Raw genomic sequence first — 22257 nt, 5'->3', positions numbered from 1 at the left:
GAGCAGGACCAATATTGCGCAGGTTCGACGGTTATACATATGTTCTTCCTCACCAACGCTCGATTAGAGAGACAACGGCCGTGGCGATTCGTTTCATCGTCGTGCGCCTGCCTTGCTGGTGACGCGCTGCATCGTTAGCATCGCCGGGAGCCCCCGGAGAGTTTCCCATGTCCCAGATCATCGATGCCAGAAGCGATACCGTCACGCGACCGACCCCGGCCATGCTGGAAGCCATGATGTTGGCCGAAGTCGGCGACGATGTGTACGGCGAAGACGAAACTGTCAACGAACTGCAGCGCAAGGCGGCCGATCTGTTCGGGATGGAAGCGGCGCTGTTCTGTCCGTCCGGAACGATGACCAATCAGATCGGCATCCGCGTTCACACGCGACCGGGTGACGAGGTCATTTGCGACGAGCTCTCGCACGTGTACCTGTACGAGGTCGGCGGCATCGCGGCCAACAGCGGCGCGTCGGTGCGCTTGTTGAAAGGCGATCGCGGACGCTTTACGGCTGAGCAAGTCCGCTCACAAGTCAGCTCTCGAAGCGATGTGCACGCCGCGTGGTCGCGACTCGTGGTGGTCGAGAACACAGTGAACAAAGGCGGCGGCGCGTGCTGGGATTTCGCCGAGCTGGAACGAATTCGCGGTGTCTGCAATGAACATGAGCTGGCATTGCATCTGGACGGCGCACGCGTCTTCAACGCCATCGTCGCTCGCAACGAATCCCCGCGTGACTATGGCCGCCTGTTCGACTCGATTTCCATCTGCCTGTCAAAGGGACTCGGCACGCCCGCCGGCTCGTTGCTGTTGGGGTCCGGCGAGTTCATTGCGAAAGCGCGTCGGTTTCGCAAGATGATGGGAGGAGGGATGCGGCAGGCCGGCTATCTGGCCGCGGCGGGCCTGTTTGCTCTGGAGCACAACGTCGCCCGGCTGCACGACGATCATCGACGAGCGAAAACGATCGAGCGGGAGCTGCAGGGTCTCTCTTATGTATCGAGCGTGCTGCCCGTCGAAACGAATATCGTGATCTTTACCATCGATGCCCGCTCGAGCACCGATGAGTTTCTGCGGAGCTTGCAGAGCCATGGCATCAAGGCAGGCAGCATGGGCGGGTCGACGATCCGCTTCGTGATGCATCTCGATATCGGCGACGATCAGGTCGGCGCGCTCGTTGAGAAGCTGCGGACGCTGCAGGTTGCGTAGAGCCCGGAATGTCACCGGCGCGTACCGGTGACGCTCCGTTGCGATGACGAATGTTTATTCGTCGAACAGCGGCTTCGCGATGGTCGAGAACGTCTCCGCCGGAAACTTCTCGACTTCACGATCGTAAGAAAGCAGTCCGTTGAGCTCGCTCTCGACATCGGTGGTCTGAGTGTAGACCGCGGCGCTCACGCCGGCTTCCTTCGCTTGACGGATGACTTCCTCGAACTTGCGCTTGTAGCGGGCGAGGTAGTCCTCCGGCGTTTTGGCCACTTGATAGATCTTGAGGTCGCGGTCCGGGAACCAGAGGTGGCCCGGGACTGCGAGACCGACACCGCCATATTCGCCGAGCACCAGTGCGCGAGGGCCGTGCGCGACGGGAGTGGTCGGTACTTCCTCATAGGTATGGATATCGAAGACGTCGGAGCTGTCATCGCCGACATCCATCCAGCCGCTGGCCGCATTGACCAAGCGGCTCGGATCCATGTTCTTAGCCAGCTGGGCTACCGTACGAGCGTCGTACTGACCCCAGCCTTCATTGTTGGTCACCCACATGACGATCGACGGAAACGCCCGCAACGCGCCGATCATGCGCGCCAGCTCGCTTTGATACTCAGCCATTGCGGCGGAAGAGAACGTCGCCTCATGATCGCTCTGCCGGCGCACGGATTGATCGTCCATCGCGCCCGAGGGCATGTCCTGCCAGATCAGGATGCCGAGTCGATCGGCATCGTAGTAATAACGGGCGGGCTCCACCTTGATGTGCTTGCGGAGCATGTTGAAGCCGGCTTTCTTCAGAAAGACCATGTCACTGCGCGCCGCTTCCTCGGACGGAGGTGTCAGCAGACCGTCTGGCCACCAGCCTTGATCGAGCGTTCCGTTCTGGAACAGCGGCTTGTTATTGAGCAGCAACACCGGTCGGCCCTGTGCGTTGGGCCCGACCGAAATCTTGCGCATGCCGAAGTAAGTGGTGACTTTGTCGCCGCCCTCGGATTGCACCTTCGCGGCGGCATAGGCCTTCTGCTCAGCGCTGGTGTGAGGCGCGATGCGCGCTTCGCGTCCGCTCGATACACCGAGATCCTGAATCTTCACCAGCTCGGCGGTGAGATCGTAGAGAAACGGATCGTTCGGTGACCACAGATGCGCATCTGGAATTGCCAGCGACGCGCGACGATTGCCTCGCATGAGAGTGGAAGCAACGATCTTGCCGTTCGCCGACGCGGTGAGTCGTACTGCATCGGTGGCGCTAGTGGCATTGTTGAGTGCGACTTCCACCTCGACCATGCCGTGATCGATATCAGGCGTTGCGCGCACCTCCTTGATATAGAGATCGGGGACCGCTTCGAGCCACACCGTCTGCCAAATGCCGGTCACTGCGGTATACCAGATGCCTTGAGGCTTGAGCGTCTGCTTGCCGCGCGGCTGATCGCCCGCCGACGTCGGATCGGACACATGCACCACGAGTTCGTTAGCACCCGACTTCAGAAACTCGGTGATGTCATAGCTGAAAGGATCGGATCCGCCACGATGCGCGCCGACCGGTGCGCCATTGATAAAGACCTGCGATTCGTAGTCGACCGCGCCGAAGTGGAGGAGGGTGCGCTTACCTTTCCAATTCGCTGGCACCGAGAAGTTGCGTCGATACCAAAGACGCTCGTTCGGCAGCACCTTACGCGCGACCCCTGACAGTTTCGATTCGACTGCGAAGGGGACGAGAATCTTGCCGTCCATTTTCTTCGGCTGAGGTGACGTCGCTTTGGTAATTGCGTAATCCCACGAGCCATTCAGATTGAGCCAGTCCGGGCGCTCGAGTTGGGGACGGGGGTAGCTGCGCCACGCATTCTCGGGCGTCACCGCCTTGCCCCATTTCGTGACGATCGGGCCAACGTAGGCGGCGCCGGACGTCATCGCCGGGTCTGCATTCTGTGCGGAGACAGGGCCGCACAGACTTGCGACGCCGACCAGGATTCCCGCGGTCAGTCTGGTCATCATTCTCATCGTTTGTTTTCCTCGTTGCGCTTCATTGCCCAAGGGCGTTCTGGAGTTTCCGCGCCGCGCACGCACCAGAATGCGGGCAAGACTGCGCAACTTTTTCAGCACGGATCCCCCGGAGGCGGCGCGCCGGGGCGGCTCGGCAGGCCTGATCCTATTTATCATATTTAATCGCGAGCGCGATGTAAACCGCGGGCTCCGGGACGCCCAGTCCGGGTATCAGGGCTCGCCGGCGGGCCCGACTTTGATTCCGTTGATGTCCGCGATGGTCACGGGGCGCAGAGTGCGCATGACGGCTTCATTGATTGGGCCGAAGGGGCGCGCGGTCGACGGATCGGTTTGCTGAAAAATAGAGAGGGCATAGGAGCCCACTTGGGTCGCGCCGGTGGCGCGCATCCAGCTGACAAACGAGTGAGCGCTGGCGGGGCTGTCGAATACCAGGCGAACAGCACCCAGGGTGGGATCGAACAGAGCGAGCCGTTCTTTGCGAATTGCGTTCGCGGAAGCAAGGCCGAGATCCCAGAGGGGTTGGCGCAGCGAATCGCGATCCACCAAGGTCACGCGCGCCTGGCTCCCGCACACCCATTCGTTGCCAGTGTCCGCGACGCGCACGACGAAACTCAGTTCCAATGTGGCTTCAACAACATCGAGGCCGGGAGGGTGACGCAAGGGGACGAGTTGGGGAGAGACACGATCGCTCGTCAAAGGTGTGCCATTCTCAGTCCACAGCGCGGAGAATTGTACGACTGTGTCGTCGACGGCCACGCCGCCTGGCATGACGACGAGATCGATGGACTGATCGCCGGCGAGATCGGCGCGCCCTTTGGCAACGCGAGTGATCTTCAGTTGGCCGGGAGAGGCGACCACGGTCGATGTTTCTTCCGTGCGTCGGTCGGGTGAGGAAAGCTCAAAGCGATCCCAACCGAGCAACGTGCCGCCGAAGGTCGCGACATTCAGCGCGCTCCAGACGATTCGATCCTTGGGTCGCAAGCCGCTGGGCGTGACCGAAACGAGCAACCGTCTCGCCAACATTCCCCGAGTCACGATCGATGTTTGATGCGGGGTTGCGGTCGGCAATTCCAGCGGCCGAACCTCGGCCTGCAATGTGACTTGCCCTTCAAGACTTTCCGGACAGTTGTATGTAGGGTAGCCGCTCGTGAACTCCGCGCGTTGCGGAGGCGTGCCGCAACCGGTGAGCGCCATCCAGGGCAGCAAGAGCACGATCAGGCGATGTTTCATTCGTCGTTCGCCAGCTTGAAGGTGACGGCGAAGCGTCCCCACATTCTCGACGGCGTGCCGTCGATGGTGCCTGGGTCGAGACGCCACAGAAACGATTGGTAGAACGCGGCGTAATCCAGATCGGGATAGCCGCTCGACTGCGCAATGGCCGCGTCCGCGACCGAGCCGTCTTCCAACACGTGCAGCTTCAACACAACCGTGCCGGCCTCTCCGAGACGGCGCGACGCCGGTGGATATTTCGGACCGGAGAGCGGCCGGGCGGGATTGCTCTTGGGCAGGACGACCTGCACCTCCGAGTTCGATCCGGATCGGAACAGCTCCAGACCGTTTGTATAGCTCCCAGGTTCGGCAGGCGATCGAATCGCGGCAGTGGCGGTGAGGATGGGAGCGAGCAGGCAGGCGACGAGTGCGGTCTTGACTGCGCTCGCTCGACCGCCGGTGTGTTGCAAGATGCGCTCGATCCGAAGGCGGAGAGAGTGAGTGCGGATCATCGGGACGACATTCGCGCTGGCCGGCGATCGTTGCGCGAGACTCAGAAGGATCCTGGCGTACGTCGTGCGCTCATCCCGACCGGCGATGGCGGCGTCGTCGCTGACATGTTCATTCAGCAGGGCGAGGCGACCCGCCAGCCACCACGCGAATGGATTGAACCAGAACACGCTTCGATAAAACTGAGCCAGCCATTGCACGTAGAAATCTTTGCCGGTCACGTGCGAGCGCTCATGCGCGATCGCCAGTCGCTGCGCCTCGGCGCTCCAGTCCCTGAAATCCGACGGCACGAGAACGGTCGAGAAGACAGTCGCCGGCGAATCCACGGCGTCACTGATACGAACATCCAACGAGCCGTAACTGGAAACTCGTGTGGCCCGTTGTCGCATGACCCAGCATCGAACGACGCCAGTCAGCTGACGAACGATCAGCACGCCAGAGACAGTGGCAATCAGGACGAGGAGGGCCGTGCTCCAGATGGATATCGAACTTGAAGCGGGCAGAGTCACCAGCTCGGTGTAGCTCGCATTGAGGACCGGCGTGGGCACGGGCGATAACGAAATCAGCTCCAACACCGCCGGCATCGATACCGCCGACACCAGCACGATTCGCCAAGCGGTCCGCTCCAGGCGCGGGTCCTGCAAATGCAGGGCTTTCAGCGCTAAAAACACCAACAGCCCCAGCGCGATGGAACGAACCGTGTATTCAGCGAGGAGTGCCATCACGACCGCGCTCCTTTCTTGGAACGAGAACGTTGTGAATCGTCTTTGGACTGCCGTTCCGCTTGCTCGATGGCGCTCAGCAGACGATCGACCTGCGCGCGGTCGACCATCTTCGCGTCGACCAGCCCCACCAGCACTTCGTCGACGGAGCCGTCGCAAAACCAGTCCACGATACGTTTGATGGCTCGCGCGGCGACTTTGCGTCGAGCCTCGACCGCTTCGTAGAGAAACGTCCGATTCTCGACTTTGTGACTGACATAGCCCTTGACCTCGAGCCTGCGCAGTACCGTGCGGATGGTGGTCTCCTTGAGCCCACGGTCCAGTTTTTCCCGAATGGCTTCGGCGCTGAGCGAGCTTTGCGCCCACACTATCTTCATCACGGCGCGCTCCAGCTCGCCGAGCTCGGCCTTGGTCGCTTTCATGGGAGTGTGCTACCTCCTGTAGTGTTACAGACGGTAACAGACGTCCCGGGCAGAATTCAAGCGGCGAGATTGCGAGATCGAATTGCTAAGCAGGGAGCGCGCGTGTGTATAGGCTTGCGTGCGTTGGGCTCTCATCATTAGGAACGCGCATGCCTCGACCGCAGCCTCGCCGATTCGTGATGTTCTTTGCCACCATGCTCATCGCATGCTTTGCCGAAGCGGCGCAACCGCTCGAGCCCCGCACTGTGCCCGACATCGAGCTCGAGCTCATGCCGATACCGGCGGGCTCGTTTGTGATGGGCAGTCCGGCCGACGAGCCGGCTCGCGAAACAGATGAGGAGCCGCTGACGAAGGTCACGATCAGCAAGCCGTTCTGGCTCGGCCGTTACGAAGTGACTCATGGTCAATGGCGTGCGGTGATGGGTACCGATCTGCAGGCAGCCGCGGATCGGGTCTTCAACGACAAGAACGTTTATAACAACGGCAAGCGCGAACTGCGCACTGTCGAGATGCATGGCTCGACCATCGCGAACTCCACCAGCTCCGACGCACTGCTCGGCGATACCAGCGATGGGGTGGCGATGTATTTGGTGAGCTGGACCGATGCAATGATTTTCTGCGACAAGCTCAACCAGCGCGAGCGGGCCGCGGGCCGCTTACCCAAAGGGTATGTCTATCGATTGCCCACCGATGCCGAATGGGAATACGCCGCCCGCGCCGGCACGACAGGAGCGATCTACAAAGGCACGCTGGAAATTCTGGGTCAAAGCAATGCGCCCGCGCTCGATCCGCTGGCTTGGTATGCGGGCAACAGCGCGATTGGCTATAGCGGTCGCGGCTTCGATGTTTCTTATCGACCCGAGCGCCAATATCCCACGCCGACCAACGCCGGCCCGCGCCAGGTCGGCTTGAAGCAACCGAATGCCTGGGGGCTCTACGACATGATCGGCAATGTGTGGGAGTGGTCGATGGATTGGTACGAGCGCCCGCTGCCCGGCGGTGCCGTGACCGATCCGCTTGGCCCGATCGAGGGGATCCGTCGCGTCGTGCGTGGCGGTGGCTGGAATAACCCCGTCTTCGATAACCGCTCGGCGCAGCGCTTCGGCGTGACGCCGGAAGGCGGCCGCCTCATCAATCTGGGCTTTCGGCTGGCGCTGGCACCGGAGCTGTCGCGTTGAGCACAGCGGGGGCCGGTCCTGAATGCAAAGCGGTCGGTCCTATTAGTGAGCCGTACCACCGGGCTGTGATATATATGTTCAGGTAAGCGCCGCCGACGACGCCAGCGCTCCAGCAACCTCGATCGATTCCGAAGAATCGATGGTGTTTACGGTCGGTGCCTATGAGCGATCACCCAGCGTCCGCCGCCAGTCTGCAAAGTGACCTGTCCGCGCAGTTTCGCGGGCCGCTCATCGCCTTCTTTTCCCGTCGCATCAAGGATCGGCGCGAAGCGGAGGACCTGGCGCAAGAGGTTCTGCTCCGGGTTCTGAGCACCGACAGTCGGCGCATCGAGCACGTCGCCAACTTCGTGTTCAAGATCGCGATCAACCTGTTGCGCGATCAGCGGCGCCGGCAGGTGCGGGCCGGCATGCCGGGCTTCATTCGCCTCGACGACACCGCAAGCCCGGAGCTCGAAGGCGAGTTCGCGCAGACGCTGTCGCCCGAGCGCATCTTGAGCAGCCGCTCGTCGCTCGAAGACGTGGTCCGCACGCTCGATGAGCTGGGCGAGCGGACGCGCAACATCTTCGTGCTGTTCCGACTCGAAAAGATGAAGCACAAAGACATCGCCGAGCGCTACGGCATCTCCATCAGCAGCGTCGAGAAGCATGTGATGCGGGCCTCGCTGCACCTGGCCTCGCGCTACGGCCGCCAACCCGAGGTGACGCAGCGATGAGTTGCGCACTGGCGGAAGCGACCGCGTGGCAGGTGTATTTCGAGTCGTCGGGTCTCGAGAGCAGCGACGAGTTCGTCGCATGGCTCAACGCGAGTAACGACAACGCGACGGCTTGGGACCAAGTGCGCGGCGCCTGGAGCTTGCTCGACGAACATGAAACATCGGACGCCGGTGCAGAGCTGCGCCGTCTCGCGCTCGCGGATGCCGATGCCGCGCAAGCGTCCAAACCGCGCCGGTGGTGGTCGTCGATCGGCGCCGGTCAGCGGATCGCGGCGGCTGCGCTGGTGGTCATGATGGTCGGTGCGCTCACCACCTGGGGACTGACGCGTCCCGAGACCTATCGCACCTCGATGGGAGAGCGGCGGGTCGTGACATTGAGCGATGACTCACGCATCACGCTGGATTCGAACAGTGAAGTTCAGGTGCGCTATTCGAAAGAGCGTCGCACGTTGTTCCTGTCGCACGGCCAGGCGCGCTTCGATGTGGCGCACGATACGTCGAGACCGTTCTCCGTGAAGGCGCGGGGTCAACAGGTCATCGCGGTGGGCACTTCATTCAATATCGATACCCTTGGACCGGAGTTGCGAGTGACCTTGCTCGAAGGTCGAGTGGTGGTAGCTCCACAGAGCGCGCAAGTCGACGTTGCTTCTCTACGTGATCAGATCATCAACGCCGGTACCATCATCACGAGCGGCAGCGCGCCGTTTGTCCAGCTTGCCGCCGGCGAGCAGCTAGCGCTGCGGGCAGGTGCGACGCCTGAAGTGGCGCCTGTGAGTGCCGCGGACGTGAGCGCCTGGGAGAGCGGACATCTGGTGTTCGACGATGAGTCGCTTGCCTCGGTCATCGAACGGATGAGTCACTATTCATCGCAACGTCTGCTGATCGCAGATCCACGCATCGCCAACTTGCGCATCACTGGCTTCTTCAACGCGGGGGACACCGCGGGCTTCATCAGCACCATCACTGAATATCTGCCGGTGATCGCCAGCACCACCGCCGATGGCGACATCGCGCTCAATCATCGCTGAAAAAATCGTCTGCCTGCTTTGAGGGTTTTCAGAAAACCGGCGTCTGTCCTTACAGGGGAGCGCGAAACGGTCTGCGCCCACAACTAAATAAGGCATGCGTATGGTCCGAACATTCTCGAAGGCGGCCTCGCCGCTGGTGGTTGCCGTCGCCGCGGCGTTGATGGGAGCCGCGGTCGCTGCTGAAGCGCCCAGCTATCGTTTCGATCTGTCGTCGCAGCCGATGTCGCAGGCGCTACAGCGCTTCGGGCAGATCTCCGGACAACAGATCATCGTCAGCAGCGAGTTCGTTGAAAAGCTCACTGCGCCGGAATTGAAGGGCGAGTTCACGGCGGAAGCGGCGCTCGATCGATTGTTGGAGCATAGTGGTCTGGTCGCAGTCCGTTCTTCATCGGGTGCGCTGATGATCCGTCCGGCGCCTGCGTCGACGAAGGATGAATCCGGTGCGGACACCGTTTCGGAAGTTCTGCTGGACACGGTGACGGTGTTCGGTCGCGCCACTCAGTACACGCAGAAAGACATTCCGCAAACCCTCACCGCGTTCAATCCGGAGTTTCTAGAGAGCGTGGCCGCGGTCGATACCTACAATGTGTTGCGTTTCGTGCCGACCTCGGCCTCACGCTACTCGGAGTTCGGTTTCAATCCGGGCGAGACGGTGATTCGCGGCTTTCAATCCGTTCGCACCATCAACGGCGTGACGCTCGACACGATGAATCACGGTGCCGATCTCGTGAACGCGGAGCGCGTCGAAGTGCTGATGGGTCCCGCATCGGTGTTGTACGGCTCGATGCAGCCCGGTGCGGTCGTGAACGTCGTCACCAAGCAGCCGAAGGATGCGTTTCATCTCGGCCTCGAGGCCGGCTTCGGCAGTTACAACGATCAGCGCTACTCCATCGACGTGGGCGGTCCGCTGTCAGACAGCGTGCGCGTGCGCTTGAACGCTGAGTGGCGCGATCGTGAATCCTTTCTCGACTACTGGAGCTTGAACAAGATTGTGGTCGCGCCGGTGGTCGAGATCGATCTTTCGGATCGGACGCTGCTGACGCTGGAAGGGCTGTATTCGCGCAATGAATGGGGCGCGGGCACCTGGCTCGGTGGGCCTGCCGCCGGATTGATCACGCAGAATCCGAACGGCGACTATCGTCGCTCATTCTTTCCCGCCAATCCGGATGAGGAGGAGGCGGGCACGACGCGCAATGCCCGGCGCATCGAAGCGCGACTGAAACATTCATTCACCGATACGCTGACCGCGCAGCTCGTGACCACTTACACGTACGGTCAGGAAGATGCGGCGGACATCGTGTCCAACGGCTTTCTGAACACGGACTTTCGCACGCTGCGCATGTTGCGCTTTCTGGCGATCGACTCGCGCAGCGACGATATTGCCGGGCGCCTGGATCTGGCCGGTGAGTTCGAGACCGGACCGGCGCGGCACCGTTTCGTGATCGGCGGCGATTACCTCTCGCAGGAGGCCGATAATTTCAAGGGACGCGCCAACATCGCGACCACGCCGCTCGATCTGTATGCGCCGGTCTACAACTCGGTGATTCCCAATCCGTTGCTGATCAACGGCTCGGGCATTCAGACAGATACCACCGGCGTGTTCCTGCAGGACCGCGTCTCCTTCGCCGAGAAACTGCACGTCATCGTCGGTGTGCGTTACGCGAAGATCGATTCGGAGAACGTGTTCCAGGCGGCGGGCACCACCAATCGGGTCACGACCAAACTCTCGCAGGACGCGTGGCCGACGCAGTTCGGTGCGGTGTATGAAATCACGCCGGACATCTCGTTGTTCGCGAACCGCTCCGAGTCGTTCCTGCCTCGCAGCGGCACGACCGCGGGTGCGAAGCCGTTTCCGCCCGAAGAAGGCAATCAGATCGAAGCGGGCGCCAAGTTCACGCTCGGTCGCTCCGGGCTGGTCGGCAACTTCGCCGTGTTCCAGGTGGAGAAGCCCGACGTGCTCGCGCCGGATCCGAACAATCCGGGCTTTCAGCTGCCGCTCGGCGATGTGAAGTCGCAGGGTGTCGAGCTGTCGGTGAACGGCCAGCCGCTGCCGAACTGGACGCTGTACGCCGCCTTCGCGCACATGAAGACGGAGGTGAACACCACCGATCCGGTGCTGGATGGTAACGAATTGGCGAACGCGCCGAAGAACACCTTCTCGCTCATGTCTCGGTACGACTTGGTCGGCGGCTTGTTTGATGGCCTCGCGTTCTCGATCGCGGTACAGAACGTCAATGCGCGTTTCGCCGACGATCAGAATACGTTGCGTTTGCCCGGTCATACGCGGGTCGATCTCGGGGCGTACTATCCTTTGAATCGGCACTTCGAGCTCAGTCTGCTCGTCAACAACGTTACGGACGAGGATGTCTATTCGGCGATCTCGGCCAACCGCATCTCGTACGACGCGTATCGAAACTATCTGGTGCGCATCGGCTACAAGCTGTAACGCGTGACGGTCATGACGACAGTTCGATCGCTACTGCCGCTCATGCTGGCGCTCGCCTCGTGCATCACGCACGCGGCGGCGCCGGATACGCCGATAGCTCGGGCCGCTGCGTTTCTTGCAAGTCAGGAGAGAGCGGGCGAGCCGGGGTGCGCGGTTGGCGTTCTTCAGGATGGGCGATGGGTCTTTAAAGATGCGTATGGGCTCGCCGATCTGGAGTCCAAGGCGCGCAATACGCCTGACCTCGTGTTTGGAGTCGCTTCGATCACGAAGCAATTCACGGCTGCGGCGGTCGCGATTGCCGCGTCTCAGAAGTATTTTTCGTTAGACGACGACATCCGGAAGTACTTGCCGGAGATGCCCGACTATGGGCGAGCGATCACCATCGCGGAGCTCGTCTATCACACAGATGGAATACGCGATCATGGTCGGCTCGTCGGACTCACCGGCAATCCGAAACAATATGAAACGCAAGCCGCTCGTGTCGCCTTGCTCGCGCGCCAGCGCGCGTTGAATTTCGAGCCGGGCACGCAGTATCTGTACGGCAATGGCGGCTATTTGCTGCTGGCCGAGATCATTCAGCGAACGACGGGGCAGCCGCTGGCCGCTTATGCCGAGCAGAATATCTTTCGCCCGCTCGGCATGAAACATACGTACTTCGGCGCGGGCACTCGCGGTACCAAGGGGCGAGCGTTGCCGTACTCCCGCACCAAGGACGGCTGGCGGAACACCGACGGCGAAGCTCCGGCGCATTTCGGATCGGGCGGGCTGATGACGACGCTCGATGATTACGCCAAATGGGCCAATAACTTGTTCGCTTCGCGGAGCGGCCTCGCGGGTGGGACGGCGCTTACGAAACAGTTGCACACTTCGGGTCGCCTGCGTGATGGCACGGCTGTGCATTATGGGTTCGGGCTGCGACTCAATCCTTATCGCGGGATCGAACAGGTTGGGCACAGCGGGTCGGGCGAGGGTTACAAGGCGCTTGCCATGATGTTTCCTCAGCGCAAGCTCGGTGTGTTCGGCTTTTGTAACAACGGTGTGTATGCGCAGGAAGTGGTCATGGCAGTCGCCGACCTCTTTCTTGGGCTGCCGCCCCAGGGGAAGGCGGCGGGCGCAGAGTCGTCTATTCGACTCACGCGCGCTCAGCTCGATCGTTTCGCGGGTGTGTATCGCGAGCCGGAGCTGCGGCTGCCGATGTTGGTGAGTGCTGGCGATAACCTGCTCGTCGTCGATGGCGATGCCAAGCGATATGAGTTTTTGCCGCTGGCGCCGACGCGCTTCCGGAACGAAGAGAACATTATCATTGAGTTCGGCGGGCCGGCGGATACCGCTCTCACGCTGCGTCAGGTCGAAGGTAGAAAGTATGGATCCGGCGTGTTCGCGCGCGTGCAGCCCGTATCGCTCACGCCGACGCAGATGGCGACTTACGCGGGGGACTATCTCAGCACTGAGCTGAATGCGACGTATCGCTTCAGCGTGCACCAGGGCCAGCTCACTGCGCGCATCGTGGAGCAGGGCGCGGATGCCAAAGCGCTGCGCTTCGCGCCGTTGCTACAGGATGAGTTCTACGACCTCGACAATCGCATGGTCGTACGCTTCAAACGCGACCGCGCCGACCACATCGCCGGCCTCGACCTCACCAACCAATTCGGCTGGATCAAAGACGTGGCCTTCGAGCGTGTAACTGCCGACGGCGAGGCGGAGCAGGTGGTCGCCTGGTCCGCTCAACATGCAGTTGGGTTCGGCGAGGATCTATCACCGCTTAAGCGTGTGGTGGGCAATGCTCGGGTGCTGGCGTTCGGTGAGGGCACGCATAACGCGAGCGAGCTCTGGACCTTGCGCAATCGAATGTTCGCCTATGCCGTCGAGCAGCTTGGCTTTACAGCGATAGCCGCGGAGACCAGCGTCGCCGAGGGCTGGATCACCGATGACTACGTCACCGGCAAATCGAACGCCATCGATGCAGCCACTCACGGCGTCTTCTCCTGGACCGCAGCTTCATTCGAAGAAAACCGTGCGCTGATCGAATGGATGCGGGCCTACAACGCGAAATCGACCACGGCACGAAAGATCCGCTTCTATGGCCTCGAGATGAGCGGATCGACCCGACCCGATGGCCGCTTGCTCGTGCAACCCGCGATCGACTACATGCGCACCGTCGACGCCAAACGCGCACAAGCCGTCGAAAGTCAGTTCTCGCCCTTGCTCCCAATCTTCAACGCAGCGAAATGGCTCGACGCCGAGCCATCGAAACAAGATCAGCTAGTCATAGCCGCCCAAGACCTGGTGAGCCTGTTCGAACGCTACCAAGTCCTCTGGACGGCGAAGAGTTCGCGAGATGCCTATCAGCGCGCATATCGCCATGCCATCGCGTCACGGCAGTTAGTCGCGCATGTCCGCATGAAGGGCCAGGGACGTGACATCGCGGCGGCGGAAAACCTGCGTTGGGTATTAGAGCAGGAAGGACCGAAGGGGCGGGTGTTCGTGTTCGCGCATAACTCGCATGTCGCGAAGTGGCGCATGCTTCCGGCGGACGATGCGGAACTACACAGCACGATGAGTGAATTCATTCATCCTCTGCTCGGAAACGACATGGTGGTGATCGCATCCCTATATCACCGCGGCGAGACGCGCGACTGGCTCGGAATGTTTGGTTTCGACAATCAACTGCGCAAGGTGCCGCCGTCCAAACCTGAAAGTCTGAACGGCGTGATGTCCCGCGTCGGCAAGCCGAGCTTTCTGCTCGATCTGCGCGCCTTGCCGAAAGCAGGCCCGGTGCGCGATTGGTTCGAACAGCCACGACCGGTGCGCAATATCAACGTGCGCGAAGAGTACAACCAGATAAAACCGGCGGCCGCCTTCGACGCGTTGCTGTACATCGACGCCATCTCACCTCTGCATCCCGCCGGCAAGTAGCCGGCATCCCCGAATCAATCTTCAGGAGCCTGTCTGATGCTTCGTTTCAGAGCCTCGTGGATTCGTGCTGCCCTGGTGGCGGCGTGCGCATGGACGGCGCCGATGGCGAGTGCGGCGGAGAAAGAGCCGCTGACCGTCAATTGGTATCACAGCGCGCAGTTCCTCCAGCCGGTCATCGACGAGTTCAGCAAAGAGAGCGGCATTGCCGTCAAAGTCACCGACTCTTACGACAAGTTCGACACCGACGTCATCCTGGTGTCGGACTACAAGAGCCTCACCGAAGCAAAGAAGCTCAACTCCTTCGAGCGCATCCGCTCGCCGGATCTCGACGCGATCGTGCCGGCCCGTTGGCGCGACCGCGACGGTGCCTGGTATGGCGTGATGTTGCGTGCCCGCGCGGTGATTTATAACAAGGCGCAGGTGAAGCCCGACGAGATCAAGTCGTACCGCGACCTGACCGATCCGAAGTGGAAGGGCAAGATCGCATTACGCGGGGCGTCCAACGTGTACAACCGCTCGTTGCTCGCATCGATGATCGTGCATGACGGCTACGAAAGCGCCGCCGCCTGGGCCAAAGCCGTGCGTGACAACGCGGGCGACTATCCCGAGTATTCCGGCGACACGGGCAACATCTGGCGAGTGGCCAAAGGCGAGTTCGCGCTCGGCTTCGTGAACACGTACTACATCTGTTACGAGATGGCCAAGGGACGCGAGAAAACGAACGGCTTGAAGCTCGCCGATACGCTGGGTGTGGCCTGGCTGGATCAGGATGGCGCGGGTCAGCATGTGAACGTGACGGGTGTCGGCGTGCGCGCCGGCACGACGCGCAAGGACGATGCAATGAAGCTCGTGCGCTTCTTGCTGAGCAAGAAGGGTCAGGCGCTGATGTCGCAGAACGTTTTCAAGTATCCGGTGCGTAGCGATGTCGCGCCCAGCCCCTTGTTGCAATCGTTCGGAACCTTCCGCGCCGACGAGCTGAATTTGAACGATCTGGAATTGCACTACGACGAAGTCGACGGCATTTACCGCGCCGTGGGCTGGCGCGCCTGGCAGGCAGAGTGAACCGATGAGCAAGCTCAGTCGCCGCATTCGAAGCGGCATGATCGTGGCGGTGGGAATGATGTTGGCGGCGCTGCATGCGAATGCAGCGCCGTCGTTCACCCTCGCCGAATCCATCGAAGCGCACAGCAGTTTGCAGCTCAGGGCGAACAATCTGGTCGTGCCCGCGTCGGGTCGATATGCCGCGTGGATCGAAGGCGGCAAGTTGATGATTGCGTCCGCGCCGGATTTTCGCCCGCGTGAATTGCTGGCGACACAGGATGGCGCTGCGTTGAGCGCGGCTTATGCGTCGCCCGACGATGTCCCCCTCTACTACACGCGCGGTGCTGCCACGCCCGCATTCGGTTCATATCAGGCGAGCGATACCCGAGAGTTCTGGCGAGTCGATGTGACCAACGGACGCACTGAGCGTCTGGCCAGCGGTAGCGATGTTCCCGAAAGTCCGCCGGTGTTTGCGCCCGATGGTAAATCGTTCGCCACTGTGCGCGGACCGATGGTGTATGAGTATCGCGTCGAGGGCACACGACTGTCGCGGCGGCCGATGTTGGAGAACAACGCGGAGCATTACGCCGCCCAGAAGCTCACCAGCTTGACGTATTCGCCGGACGGTCGCCGGTTGGCGTTCGTTAGTTGGCGTCGGGCAGCGCAGAGTTACGTTGCCATCCTCGATGTGGCCACCGGCAAAGCGCGTTACCTGCAGCCGGGAATCTTTCGTGATCAATCGCCGGTCTGGTCGCCCGACGGACGTGAGCTGGCGTTCGTGCGCATGCCGGGCAATTGGACCCGCGAATACCGCTTCTCGCCGAGGAAACAAGGCGCACCGTGGAGCTTGGTCGTCGCCGCGACGGACAGCGACAACGTTCGTACGCTGTGGCAAGCGGATACCGGCACTGGCAGCGTGTTCCAGCCGTTCGGCATCGGCTCCTGGATGGAACCCAACGCCGAAGTCACTCAGCTGCGCTGGACGACGTCCGGTCACATCATATTTCCGTGGGAGAAAACCGGTTGGGTCTCCGCTTACGCCATCGACGCAAAAGGTGGCGCACCGAAATCACTGATGACCGGCAACGGTGAAGTGACGCTGCCGGTTGTGAGCGGCGACGGACGGAGCATTTTGTTTGCTTCGAACGTGGATGATTCCGCGCGGTTGCACGTGTGGCGTGCGCCGTTGAACGGCCGCAAAGCCGAACGTCTCACCTCGGGCGGTGTCGAGCATAGTCCGATAGAACTGGCAGGTGGTGTTGTCGCGTATGTGAGCAATGACAAAGGACGCATGCCAAATCGACATATGCTCGTGACGACCAAAGCCGCGGCTCGACCGCTCGGCGCGTACTCGCAGGTGTCGACTCGCACGGCGCAGGTGTGGGAGCAGTTCGTCGATACCGATGTCGTGCCGGTGAAAGCCGCGGATGGTGTTGTCTCGCAACAGCTCATTTTCTGGCCTCGCAGCTCGGCGCCGAAGACGGGCTATCCGGTCATCATTTCATCCAAGGGCGGCCCCGAGGGGCGAGTGTCACCCGGCAATGGCGTGTACACCGCGTTGGGTCAGTACGCGGCGTCGCGTGGATATGTGTTTGTCGAGATGAACTATCGCGGCGGCACGGGGGATGGGCTCGAGTATCGCTTGCCTGAGGAACGCGGCGCGACCGGTGGTAGCGAGGTCAAAGATATCGAAGCGCTGGTGTCGTACCTGCGAGGTCGCAAGGAAGTCGACGCGAAGCGCATCGGCATCATGGGCGGCTCGTATGGTGGCTTCATCGTTTCATTGGCGCTCTCGCGTCTTCCTCAATACTTCGCGGCCGGCGCGCATATGAGCGGTGTCGGCGATTGGGTGGGCGAAATGAAGCTCGATCAGCGCGACGAAGGCTGGCCCAGCGCGCCGCCCGACCTCATCCGGCTCAGCGAGCGCAGCGAGATCGAAGACCTGGCCTTCCGCTCATCGTCAGTAGCAAACATCGCTGCCTGGCGTGCGCCGACGCTCATCACCATGGGCGAGCTGGACCGCTCGGGACACATGGAAGGCATCATCGATCTGGGCTACCGGTTGCTGGAGCAGGGCACGCATGTCGAGTTTTCGATTGCGCCGGAAGCCGGACATGTCGGGCCGCGAGCCCGGCCCATGGACAAGGTGTTCGATTTCTTCGAGCGCACGTTGCGGGGAGAGCCGCCGCGCTCCGCCTCAATTGCCAACTGAGGAATCTCTTCCGTCAAGCCGCGCGTCGCGCCTGCTGGTCATTCTGGTTGTATGAACGACGCTGCACCTTCGCGCGGTGAGGAGGAGCCCGTGGACGAACGCGGCTCCCATGTGGCGCGTTTGTTTCGCGAGCACAATCGTATGCTCGTCGGGCTGCTCGTGGGCCGGCTGAAGAACGAGCAGGAGGCGAAGGAAGTCGCGCAGGAAGCGTACGTCAAGCTGCTGCAGCTGGACACCGCGCGGGGCGCCGTCAGCTATCTGCGCGCTTATTTGTTTCGGATCGCGGAGAACCTCGCGGTGGATCGATTGCGCCAGCGGCGCTCGCGTTCACGCGTGGATCGACTGGGCTCGCTCGATGATTTCTGCGAAGAGCCGCGGGCCGAGCGAGCGGCAATCGCGCAGCAGGAGTTGCAATTGCTTCGCGACGCGGTGGACGAATTGCCCGATCGGTGTCGGGAGGCCTTCCGGCTCCACAAGCTCGAAGATCGCTCTCTGGAAGAGGTCGCCGCCCGCATGGGGATCTCCGAGCGCATGGTACGTAAGTTCATCACGCGAGCGCTGATCTACATCCGGTTGCGGCGGGAAGGCCACTCGGTCGCGCAGGCCAGGGAGTTGCTCAAGTCATGAGCACGAAGCAAACGATGCAGCCCGGTGAGCTGCAACGGCTGGAGGAAGCGGGTGACTGGTTGCTTCGACTCAACAGCGCCACTCACACCGAAGCGGATGTCGAGGCGTGGCTGCGCTGGTGTCACGCTGACGATCGCAACCTTGCGGCTTACGAAGCCCTGCAACGGGACTGGCAGGATCTGGACGCGCTCAAGCAGGCGCCGGTCGGCAAGCCTGCGCGTCGCTTCAATGTCGCGTGGGCCTTGGCTGCGGGCGTGGCGGCGGTGGTGCTGACATTCTCGATTGTTCAGATACGGTCGCAGTCACCCGCTGTTGTCGCAGCCGCCGTGAGCAACCGTGCGGCCACGTTGCCGGACGGATCCAAGATGATTCTGGGCGCGCAGAGTCTGGTGAATCTCGATTTCAGCGGCGCGACTCGCAGGCTGGATCTGTCCTCGGGCGAAGCGTATTTCAAAGTGAAGCACGACCGGTCGCGGCCGTTCGTCGTGCAGGCGGGCGAGGTCAGTGTGACGGCCGTCGGCACCGCGTTCGACGTGCGCCGCCAGGACGATGACATCGTCGTCACTGTTGAGGAAGGCATCGTCGAGGTCGCGGGCGAGCGGGAGACGTGGCGCGCCGCTGCGGGTTATCAATTGCGCTACTCCAATCGACGCCGAACCGCGTCCATTGCAACGGTGAATCCGGAGGTTGCCCTGGCCTGGCGCAGCGGCGAGCTGGCCTATGTTCGTGAGCCGCTTGGCTCGGTCGTCGAGGATCTGAATCGCTACTCCGAGCACAAGATCGTGATCGAGGATCCCGCGATCGCGGCACTGCCGTTCACGGGCACGGCGTTCGCGGCGTCGCTGGAGGATTGGCTCGCGGGCATCGAGGCGGCGTATCCGGTGGTCGTGCGGCGTACTGACGATGATGAGGTCGTGCTGACCTCGCGCTAAAAACTTCTTCGCCGCACCGAGGTTCAAAAAATCGCCGGTCGCTCGTCATAGCTGCGTTGGCAAATCCGCCGAACAATAAGCAGCAGGGGAGAACGGATGAGCGAGTCGAGCGTTCAAGAGCAGGCAATCCATCGGCGCGGCGGCAAGAGAAGGAGTCGTGTCGCGCTCGCCGTGTTGGCGAGCTTGTTGGCACAGGGCGCGCTCGGCGCCGACCTGGACAAGCGCATCGAGTTCAACATCCCTGCGCAGGATCTGTCGGCCGCACTGATTCAGTTTTCGCAGCAGTCCCGCCTGCAAGTCATCATTAGCGAAGATCTCACCGGCCAGAAGACGTCGGGCATCAACGGCGCGTTGCCGATCAAGCAAGCGTTGTTGAGGCTGCTCGACCCGGCGGGGCTGCGGTTCCAAGTGGTCGGCGATACGTCGATCACGGTAGGAAAGGTTGCGGAGAAAACCAGCGCCGTGCCGCAGGCGAGCTTGCGGCTGGCGTCCGCTGAAGAGACAGTGCCGGCCCAGCGCGACTCAACGCCGCCGTCGACCCCGTCGCAATCGAGCGAAGGCACGGCGATCGCTGAAATCACAGTGACGGGCTCGCGTCTGGCACAAGCGGACGACAGCCCGCTGCCCGTCACCACGATCAACATCGAGGATTTCAAACAAGGCGCGCAGGCCACGCCCGCCGATTTTCTGCAGAAACTTTCTGTCGCCTTGTCCGCGGACGGTCGCGGCACCTGGGGCTTCAACGGCGAAGGCGAGGCTGCTATTGGTATGCGCGGCCTCGAAGCCAAGAACACGTTGTTCCTGGTCAACGGCTTTCGTATCGCACAGGACGGCGTCAACGGCGCGTCCAACATGAATTCCATTCCGGCGGCGGCCATCGAGCGCGTCGAAGTGCTCACCGGCGGTGCATCGGCCATCTATGGCACGGACGCGGTCGCCGGCGTGATCAATTACATCCTGAAGAAAGACTTCGACGGCATCGCGTTCGATACGTTCTATGGCGATTCTGCGCGTGGCGGTCGCGAGACGGTCTCGGCGTCGTTCCTTGCGGGCACGCCGATTGGCGATGGGCGAGGCAACCTGATGCTCGGTGCGTCGTACATGGATCAGAAGGGCATCACGTCCCTGCAGCGGAGCGATTTGTTCAACGGCGCTCGCAACGTCAACTCGGTGCGCGTGCCGGGCTCGTTCACGTTTCCTGCGGGATTTTTCGGTGCTGGCAGCACGCAGGGGCGCTACACGATTCGTGACGGCGTCACGCAGCCCACCGGAGCCGGCGATTTCCGTTTGCGAAACGCGGCTACCGACACTTGGAATACCGCAACCAACCAGGGCTTCTTCGTGACATTTCCGCTGCAGCAGACCTCGCTGTTCGGCAGCCTGGAGTACGAGCTGGTCGAGGACATGCTGACGTTCTTCTCCGATTTCAGCTACACCAAAACCGATACCAGCGATCGTTACTATGCGGCGGCGCTGACGGTCTCCAATGGCGCGCGTTCGGTCGCCACTATCAATGACGGTCCGCCTCGCATCTTCAACCTGCGCATTCCCTCTACCAACTACTACAACCAGCAGCTGTTCGGCGGTAACGCGGTGGACATCCTCAACTGGGATCTGCGCTTCGCTGAATTGGGCTACACGGAGCGCACGCTCAAGCGCGATGAGTACCGCATCGTCGCTGGTCTGCGCGGTCAGATCGGTTCGGACTACGACTGGCAGGTGGCTTTCAATCGCTCCGAGTTCAAGCGCGACGAGTCGCAGGCTAACCAGATCAACCTGGCGGCGCTGGAACGCGCACTGGCCCGGACCACGCCGGATGCCTTCAATCCCTTCGGCCCGAACAGCGAGGCGGTCCTGGATCAGTTGCGGGTGACGTTGCCGTTCGATGAGAACTCATATGAGCAGTCGGTGATTGCGTCGGTGCGCGGACCGATCGTCGAGTTGCCTGCGGGGCGTATGACGGGCGCCGTCGGCGTGGAGCGTCGTCGCAGCTACGTCGATCGGCCGCTGGGGCAGGCGACCTATGATTTTCGGGGCTCGTTTCCGTATGACTTCCTCTATGACATCACCGGGTACTTCGCCGAAGTCAATGTGCCGCTGCTCGACAGCCTGACGCTGGATCTCGCGGGACGCGCGGAAGACTACCAAGATATGTTCGATACCACGGTCGGCTCGGTGTCGCTGCGTTGGCGTCCGATCGACTCGCTTCTGGTGCGCGGCTCTTACAGTCAAGGCTTCGTCGCGCCCGGCGTGACCGATCTCGCCAGCAACGGCTTCACCACGCCGCAGCAGTCGTTTCTCGATCCTCGCAGCGGCCAGGCTTTCGCGCTGGATATCTATTCCATCGGTAATCGTGAGCTGAAGCCGGAAAGCAGCGACATCTACAATCTGGATGTGACTTTCCGGCCCGACGGCGTGCCGGGGCTGATGGTCTCGACGGGTTACTTCCGGATCGAGCAGCAGGACATCGTGCGCGATCTGAGCGTTCAGTACATCATCGACCGTTACTTTGCGACGGGCGGTCCGAACAGCGCGGGCGCTGAGTTTGCTGATCGCGTCCAGTTCGACAGCGCGGCGAATCGCATCCTTCAGGTCACGCGCGGGCCGTTCAATCTCGCCGAGCGCACCGTCGACGGCGTCGACTTCTCGGTCCAGTACCGGTTGCCTGAGTTCGACATCGGCACGTTTACAGTCGGCCTCAATGGCTCGCGCTATCTCACGTTCGAAGAAGTCGATATGCCGGGCAGCGATCCAGTGAGCTATCTCGGCACGGTGCGAGACTTCATGGCCGTCTATCCGAAGCTCAAGGCGAGTGCGAACGTGCAATGGTCGCTGGATAATTGGAGTGCATCGATCGGCACCAATGGCTTCAGCTCGGTCAACAATCCGGGCAGCACGGTGAAGCGTCGTCTTGGTGCGTACATTTCCACCGATCTGTCGTTGGGCTATCAGTTCGAGCGGGTCGGCGTGACGACGGCAGTGGACAATGTGTTCGGCCGCAAGCCACCCATGGACACGTCCATCTACGGCAACTATCCGTTGAACTCGTACGATCCGACGGGACGCTACTACTCGGTGCGCATGAGCACGAAGTTCTAACA

Annotated in this window: 15 protein-coding genes; 11 read left to right on the top strand and 4 right to left on the bottom strand. The window is 61.7% G+C overall.

What is annotated here, in order from left to right; all coding sequences use genetic code 11:
- The first annotated feature begins 167 nt into the window (after positions 1 to 167).
- Positions 168 to 1202: a threonine aldolase family protein gene (locus tag ACFPN2_RS25540; protein WP_380601888.1), complete on the top strand. Its 1035-nt coding sequence runs from the start codon at positions 168 to 170 to the stop codon at positions 1200 to 1202.
- A gap of 54 nt (positions 1203 to 1256) precedes the next feature.
- Here ACFPN2_RS25540 and ACFPN2_RS25535 read toward each other — a convergent pair whose 3' ends face one another.
- The 4 genes from ACFPN2_RS25535 to ACFPN2_RS25520 form a co-directional block, all read right to left on the bottom strand.
- Positions 1257 to 3191 carry a glycoside hydrolase family 2 protein gene (locus ACFPN2_RS25535; protein WP_380601886.1) on the bottom strand — a complete coding sequence of 645 codons (1935 nt, stop codon included), beginning with the start codon at positions 3189 to 3191 and terminating at the stop codon, positions 1257 to 1259.
- Positions 3192 to 3410: 219 nt separating this feature from the next.
- On the bottom strand, positions 3411 to 4430 hold the full coding sequence (locus ACFPN2_RS25530) for a hypothetical protein (protein ID WP_380601884.1): 1020 nt from the start codon (positions 4428 to 4430) through the stop codon (positions 3411 to 3413).
- The gene (locus ACFPN2_RS25525; protein ID WP_380602839.1) at positions 4427 to 5641 is read right to left on the bottom strand and encodes a TonB family protein; all 1215 of its coding nucleotides are present in this window, start codon (positions 5639 to 5641) and stop codon (positions 4427 to 4429) included. The genes ACFPN2_RS25530 and ACFPN2_RS25525 overlap by 4 nt, the downstream gene beginning before the upstream one ends.
- Positions 5641 to 6063 (bottom strand): BlaI/MecI/CopY family transcriptional regulator, encoded by a 423-nt coding sequence (locus ACFPN2_RS25520; protein ID WP_380601882.1) that lies wholly within the window; start codon positions 6061 to 6063, stop codon positions 5641 to 5643. Before ACFPN2_RS25520 ends, ACFPN2_RS25525 begins: the two co-directional genes overlap by 1 nt.
- Positions 6064 to 6212: 149 nt before the next feature.
- Here ACFPN2_RS25520 and ACFPN2_RS25515 point away from each other — a divergent pair, with 149 nt between their 5' ends.
- From ACFPN2_RS25515 to ACFPN2_RS25470, 10 genes are all read left to right on the top strand, one after another.
- Positions 6213 to 7241 (top strand): formylglycine-generating enzyme family protein, encoded by a 1029-nt coding sequence (locus ACFPN2_RS25515; protein ID WP_380601880.1) that lies wholly within the window; start codon positions 6213 to 6215, stop codon positions 7239 to 7241.
- A gap of 161 nt (positions 7242 to 7402) precedes the next feature.
- Positions 7403 to 7954: an RNA polymerase sigma factor gene (locus ACFPN2_RS25510; RefSeq protein WP_380601878.1), complete on the top strand. Its 552-nt coding sequence runs from the start codon at positions 7403 to 7405 to the stop codon at positions 7952 to 7954.
- Complete coding sequence (locus ACFPN2_RS25505) at positions 7951 to 8982, top strand: FecR family protein (protein WP_380601876.1); 1032 nt, start codon at positions 7951 to 7953, stop codon at positions 8980 to 8982. Before ACFPN2_RS25510 ends, ACFPN2_RS25505 begins: the two co-directional genes overlap by 4 nt.
- A 100-nt stretch (positions 8983 to 9082) precedes the next feature.
- Positions 9083 to 11428 carry a TonB-dependent siderophore receptor gene (locus tag ACFPN2_RS25500; protein WP_380601874.1) on the top strand — a complete coding sequence of 782 codons (2346 nt, stop codon included), beginning with the start codon at positions 9083 to 9085 and terminating at the stop codon, positions 11426 to 11428.
- Between the two features lie 12 nt (positions 11429 to 11440).
- Positions 11441 to 14344: a serine hydrolase gene (locus ACFPN2_RS25495; RefSeq protein WP_380601872.1), complete on the top strand. Its 2904-nt coding sequence runs from the start codon at positions 11441 to 11443 to the stop codon at positions 14342 to 14344.
- Between the two features lie 36 nt (positions 14345 to 14380).
- Entirely contained in the window at positions 14381 to 15406 is a 1026-nt protein-coding gene (locus ACFPN2_RS25490; protein ID WP_380601870.1) for an extracellular solute-binding protein, read from the top strand.
- Positions 15407 to 15410: 4 nt separating this feature from the next.
- A complete protein-coding gene (locus ACFPN2_RS25485) occupies positions 15411 to 17597 on the top strand; it encodes a S9 family peptidase (protein ID WP_380601868.1) in 2187 nt (728 codons plus the stop codon).
- A gap of 90 nt (positions 17598 to 17687) precedes the next feature.
- Positions 17688 to 18224, top strand: a complete 537-nt coding sequence (locus ACFPN2_RS25480; RefSeq protein ID WP_380601866.1) for an RNA polymerase sigma factor — start codon at positions 17688 to 17690, stop codon at positions 18222 to 18224.
- Positions 18221 to 19156, top strand: coding sequence for a FecR family protein (locus ACFPN2_RS25475; RefSeq protein ID WP_380601865.1), 936 nt, complete (start codon positions 18221 to 18223; stop codon positions 19154 to 19156). Before ACFPN2_RS25480 ends, ACFPN2_RS25475 begins: the two co-directional genes overlap by 4 nt.
- A gap of 96 nt (positions 19157 to 19252) precedes the next feature.
- Positions 19253 to 22255: a TonB-dependent receptor gene (locus tag ACFPN2_RS25470; RefSeq protein WP_380601863.1), complete on the top strand. Its 3003-nt coding sequence runs from the start codon at positions 19253 to 19255 to the stop codon at positions 22253 to 22255.
- Positions 22256 to 22257: the final 2 nt, after the last annotated feature.

This window comes from Steroidobacter flavus, from assembly GCF_042651805.1.
GTDB lineage: Bacteria > Pseudomonadota > Gammaproteobacteria > Steroidobacterales > Steroidobacteraceae > Steroidobacter > Steroidobacter flavus.
The sequence above is the reverse complement of the archived record's forward strand: the minus strand, read 5'-3'. Positions and strand labels throughout refer to the sequence as shown.

Bases quoted from the DNA above. Each gene is read 5' to 3' on its own strand.
- ACFPN2_RS25540 (WP_380601888.1), top strand. From the start codon at position 168: ATGTCCCAGATCATCGATGCCAGAAGCGATACCGTCACGCGACCGACC.
- ACFPN2_RS25535 (WP_380601886.1), bottom strand. From the start codon at position 3,191: ATGATGACCAGACTGACCGCGGGAATCCTGGTCGGCGTCGCAAGTCTG.
- ACFPN2_RS25530 (WP_380601884.1), bottom strand. From the start codon at position 4,430: ATGAAACATCGCCTGATCGTGCTCTTGCTGCCCTGGATGGCGCTCACC.
- ACFPN2_RS25525 (WP_380602839.1), bottom strand. From the start codon at position 5,641: ATGGCACTCCTCGCTGAATACACGGTTCGTTCCATCGCGCTGGGGCTG.
- ACFPN2_RS25520 (WP_380601882.1), bottom strand. From the start codon at position 6,063: ATGAAAGCGACCAAGGCCGAGCTCGGCGAGCTGGAGCGCGCCGTGATG.
- ACFPN2_RS25515 (WP_380601880.1), top strand. From the start codon at position 6,213: ATGCCTCGACCGCAGCCTCGCCGATTCGTGATGTTCTTTGCCACCATG.
- ACFPN2_RS25510 (WP_380601878.1), top strand. From the start codon at position 7,403: ATGAGCGATCACCCAGCGTCCGCCGCCAGTCTGCAAAGTGACCTGTCC.
- ACFPN2_RS25505 (WP_380601876.1), top strand. From the start codon at position 7,951: ATGAGTTGCGCACTGGCGGAAGCGACCGCGTGGCAGGTGTATTTCGAG.
- ACFPN2_RS25500 (WP_380601874.1), top strand. From the start codon at position 9,083: ATGGTCCGAACATTCTCGAAGGCGGCCTCGCCGCTGGTGGTTGCCGTC.
- ACFPN2_RS25495 (WP_380601872.1), top strand. From the start codon at position 11,441: ATGACGACAGTTCGATCGCTACTGCCGCTCATGCTGGCGCTCGCCTCG.
- ACFPN2_RS25490 (WP_380601870.1), top strand. From the start codon at position 14,381: ATGCTTCGTTTCAGAGCCTCGTGGATTCGTGCTGCCCTGGTGGCGGCG.
- ACFPN2_RS25485 (WP_380601868.1), top strand. From the start codon at position 15,411: ATGAGCAAGCTCAGTCGCCGCATTCGAAGCGGCATGATCGTGGCGGTG.
- ACFPN2_RS25475 (WP_380601865.1), top strand. From the start codon at position 18,221: ATGAGCACGAAGCAAACGATGCAGCCCGGTGAGCTGCAACGGCTGGAG.
- ACFPN2_RS25470 (WP_380601863.1), top strand. From the start codon at position 19,253: ATGAGCGAGTCGAGCGTTCAAGAGCAGGCAATCCATCGGCGCGGCGGC.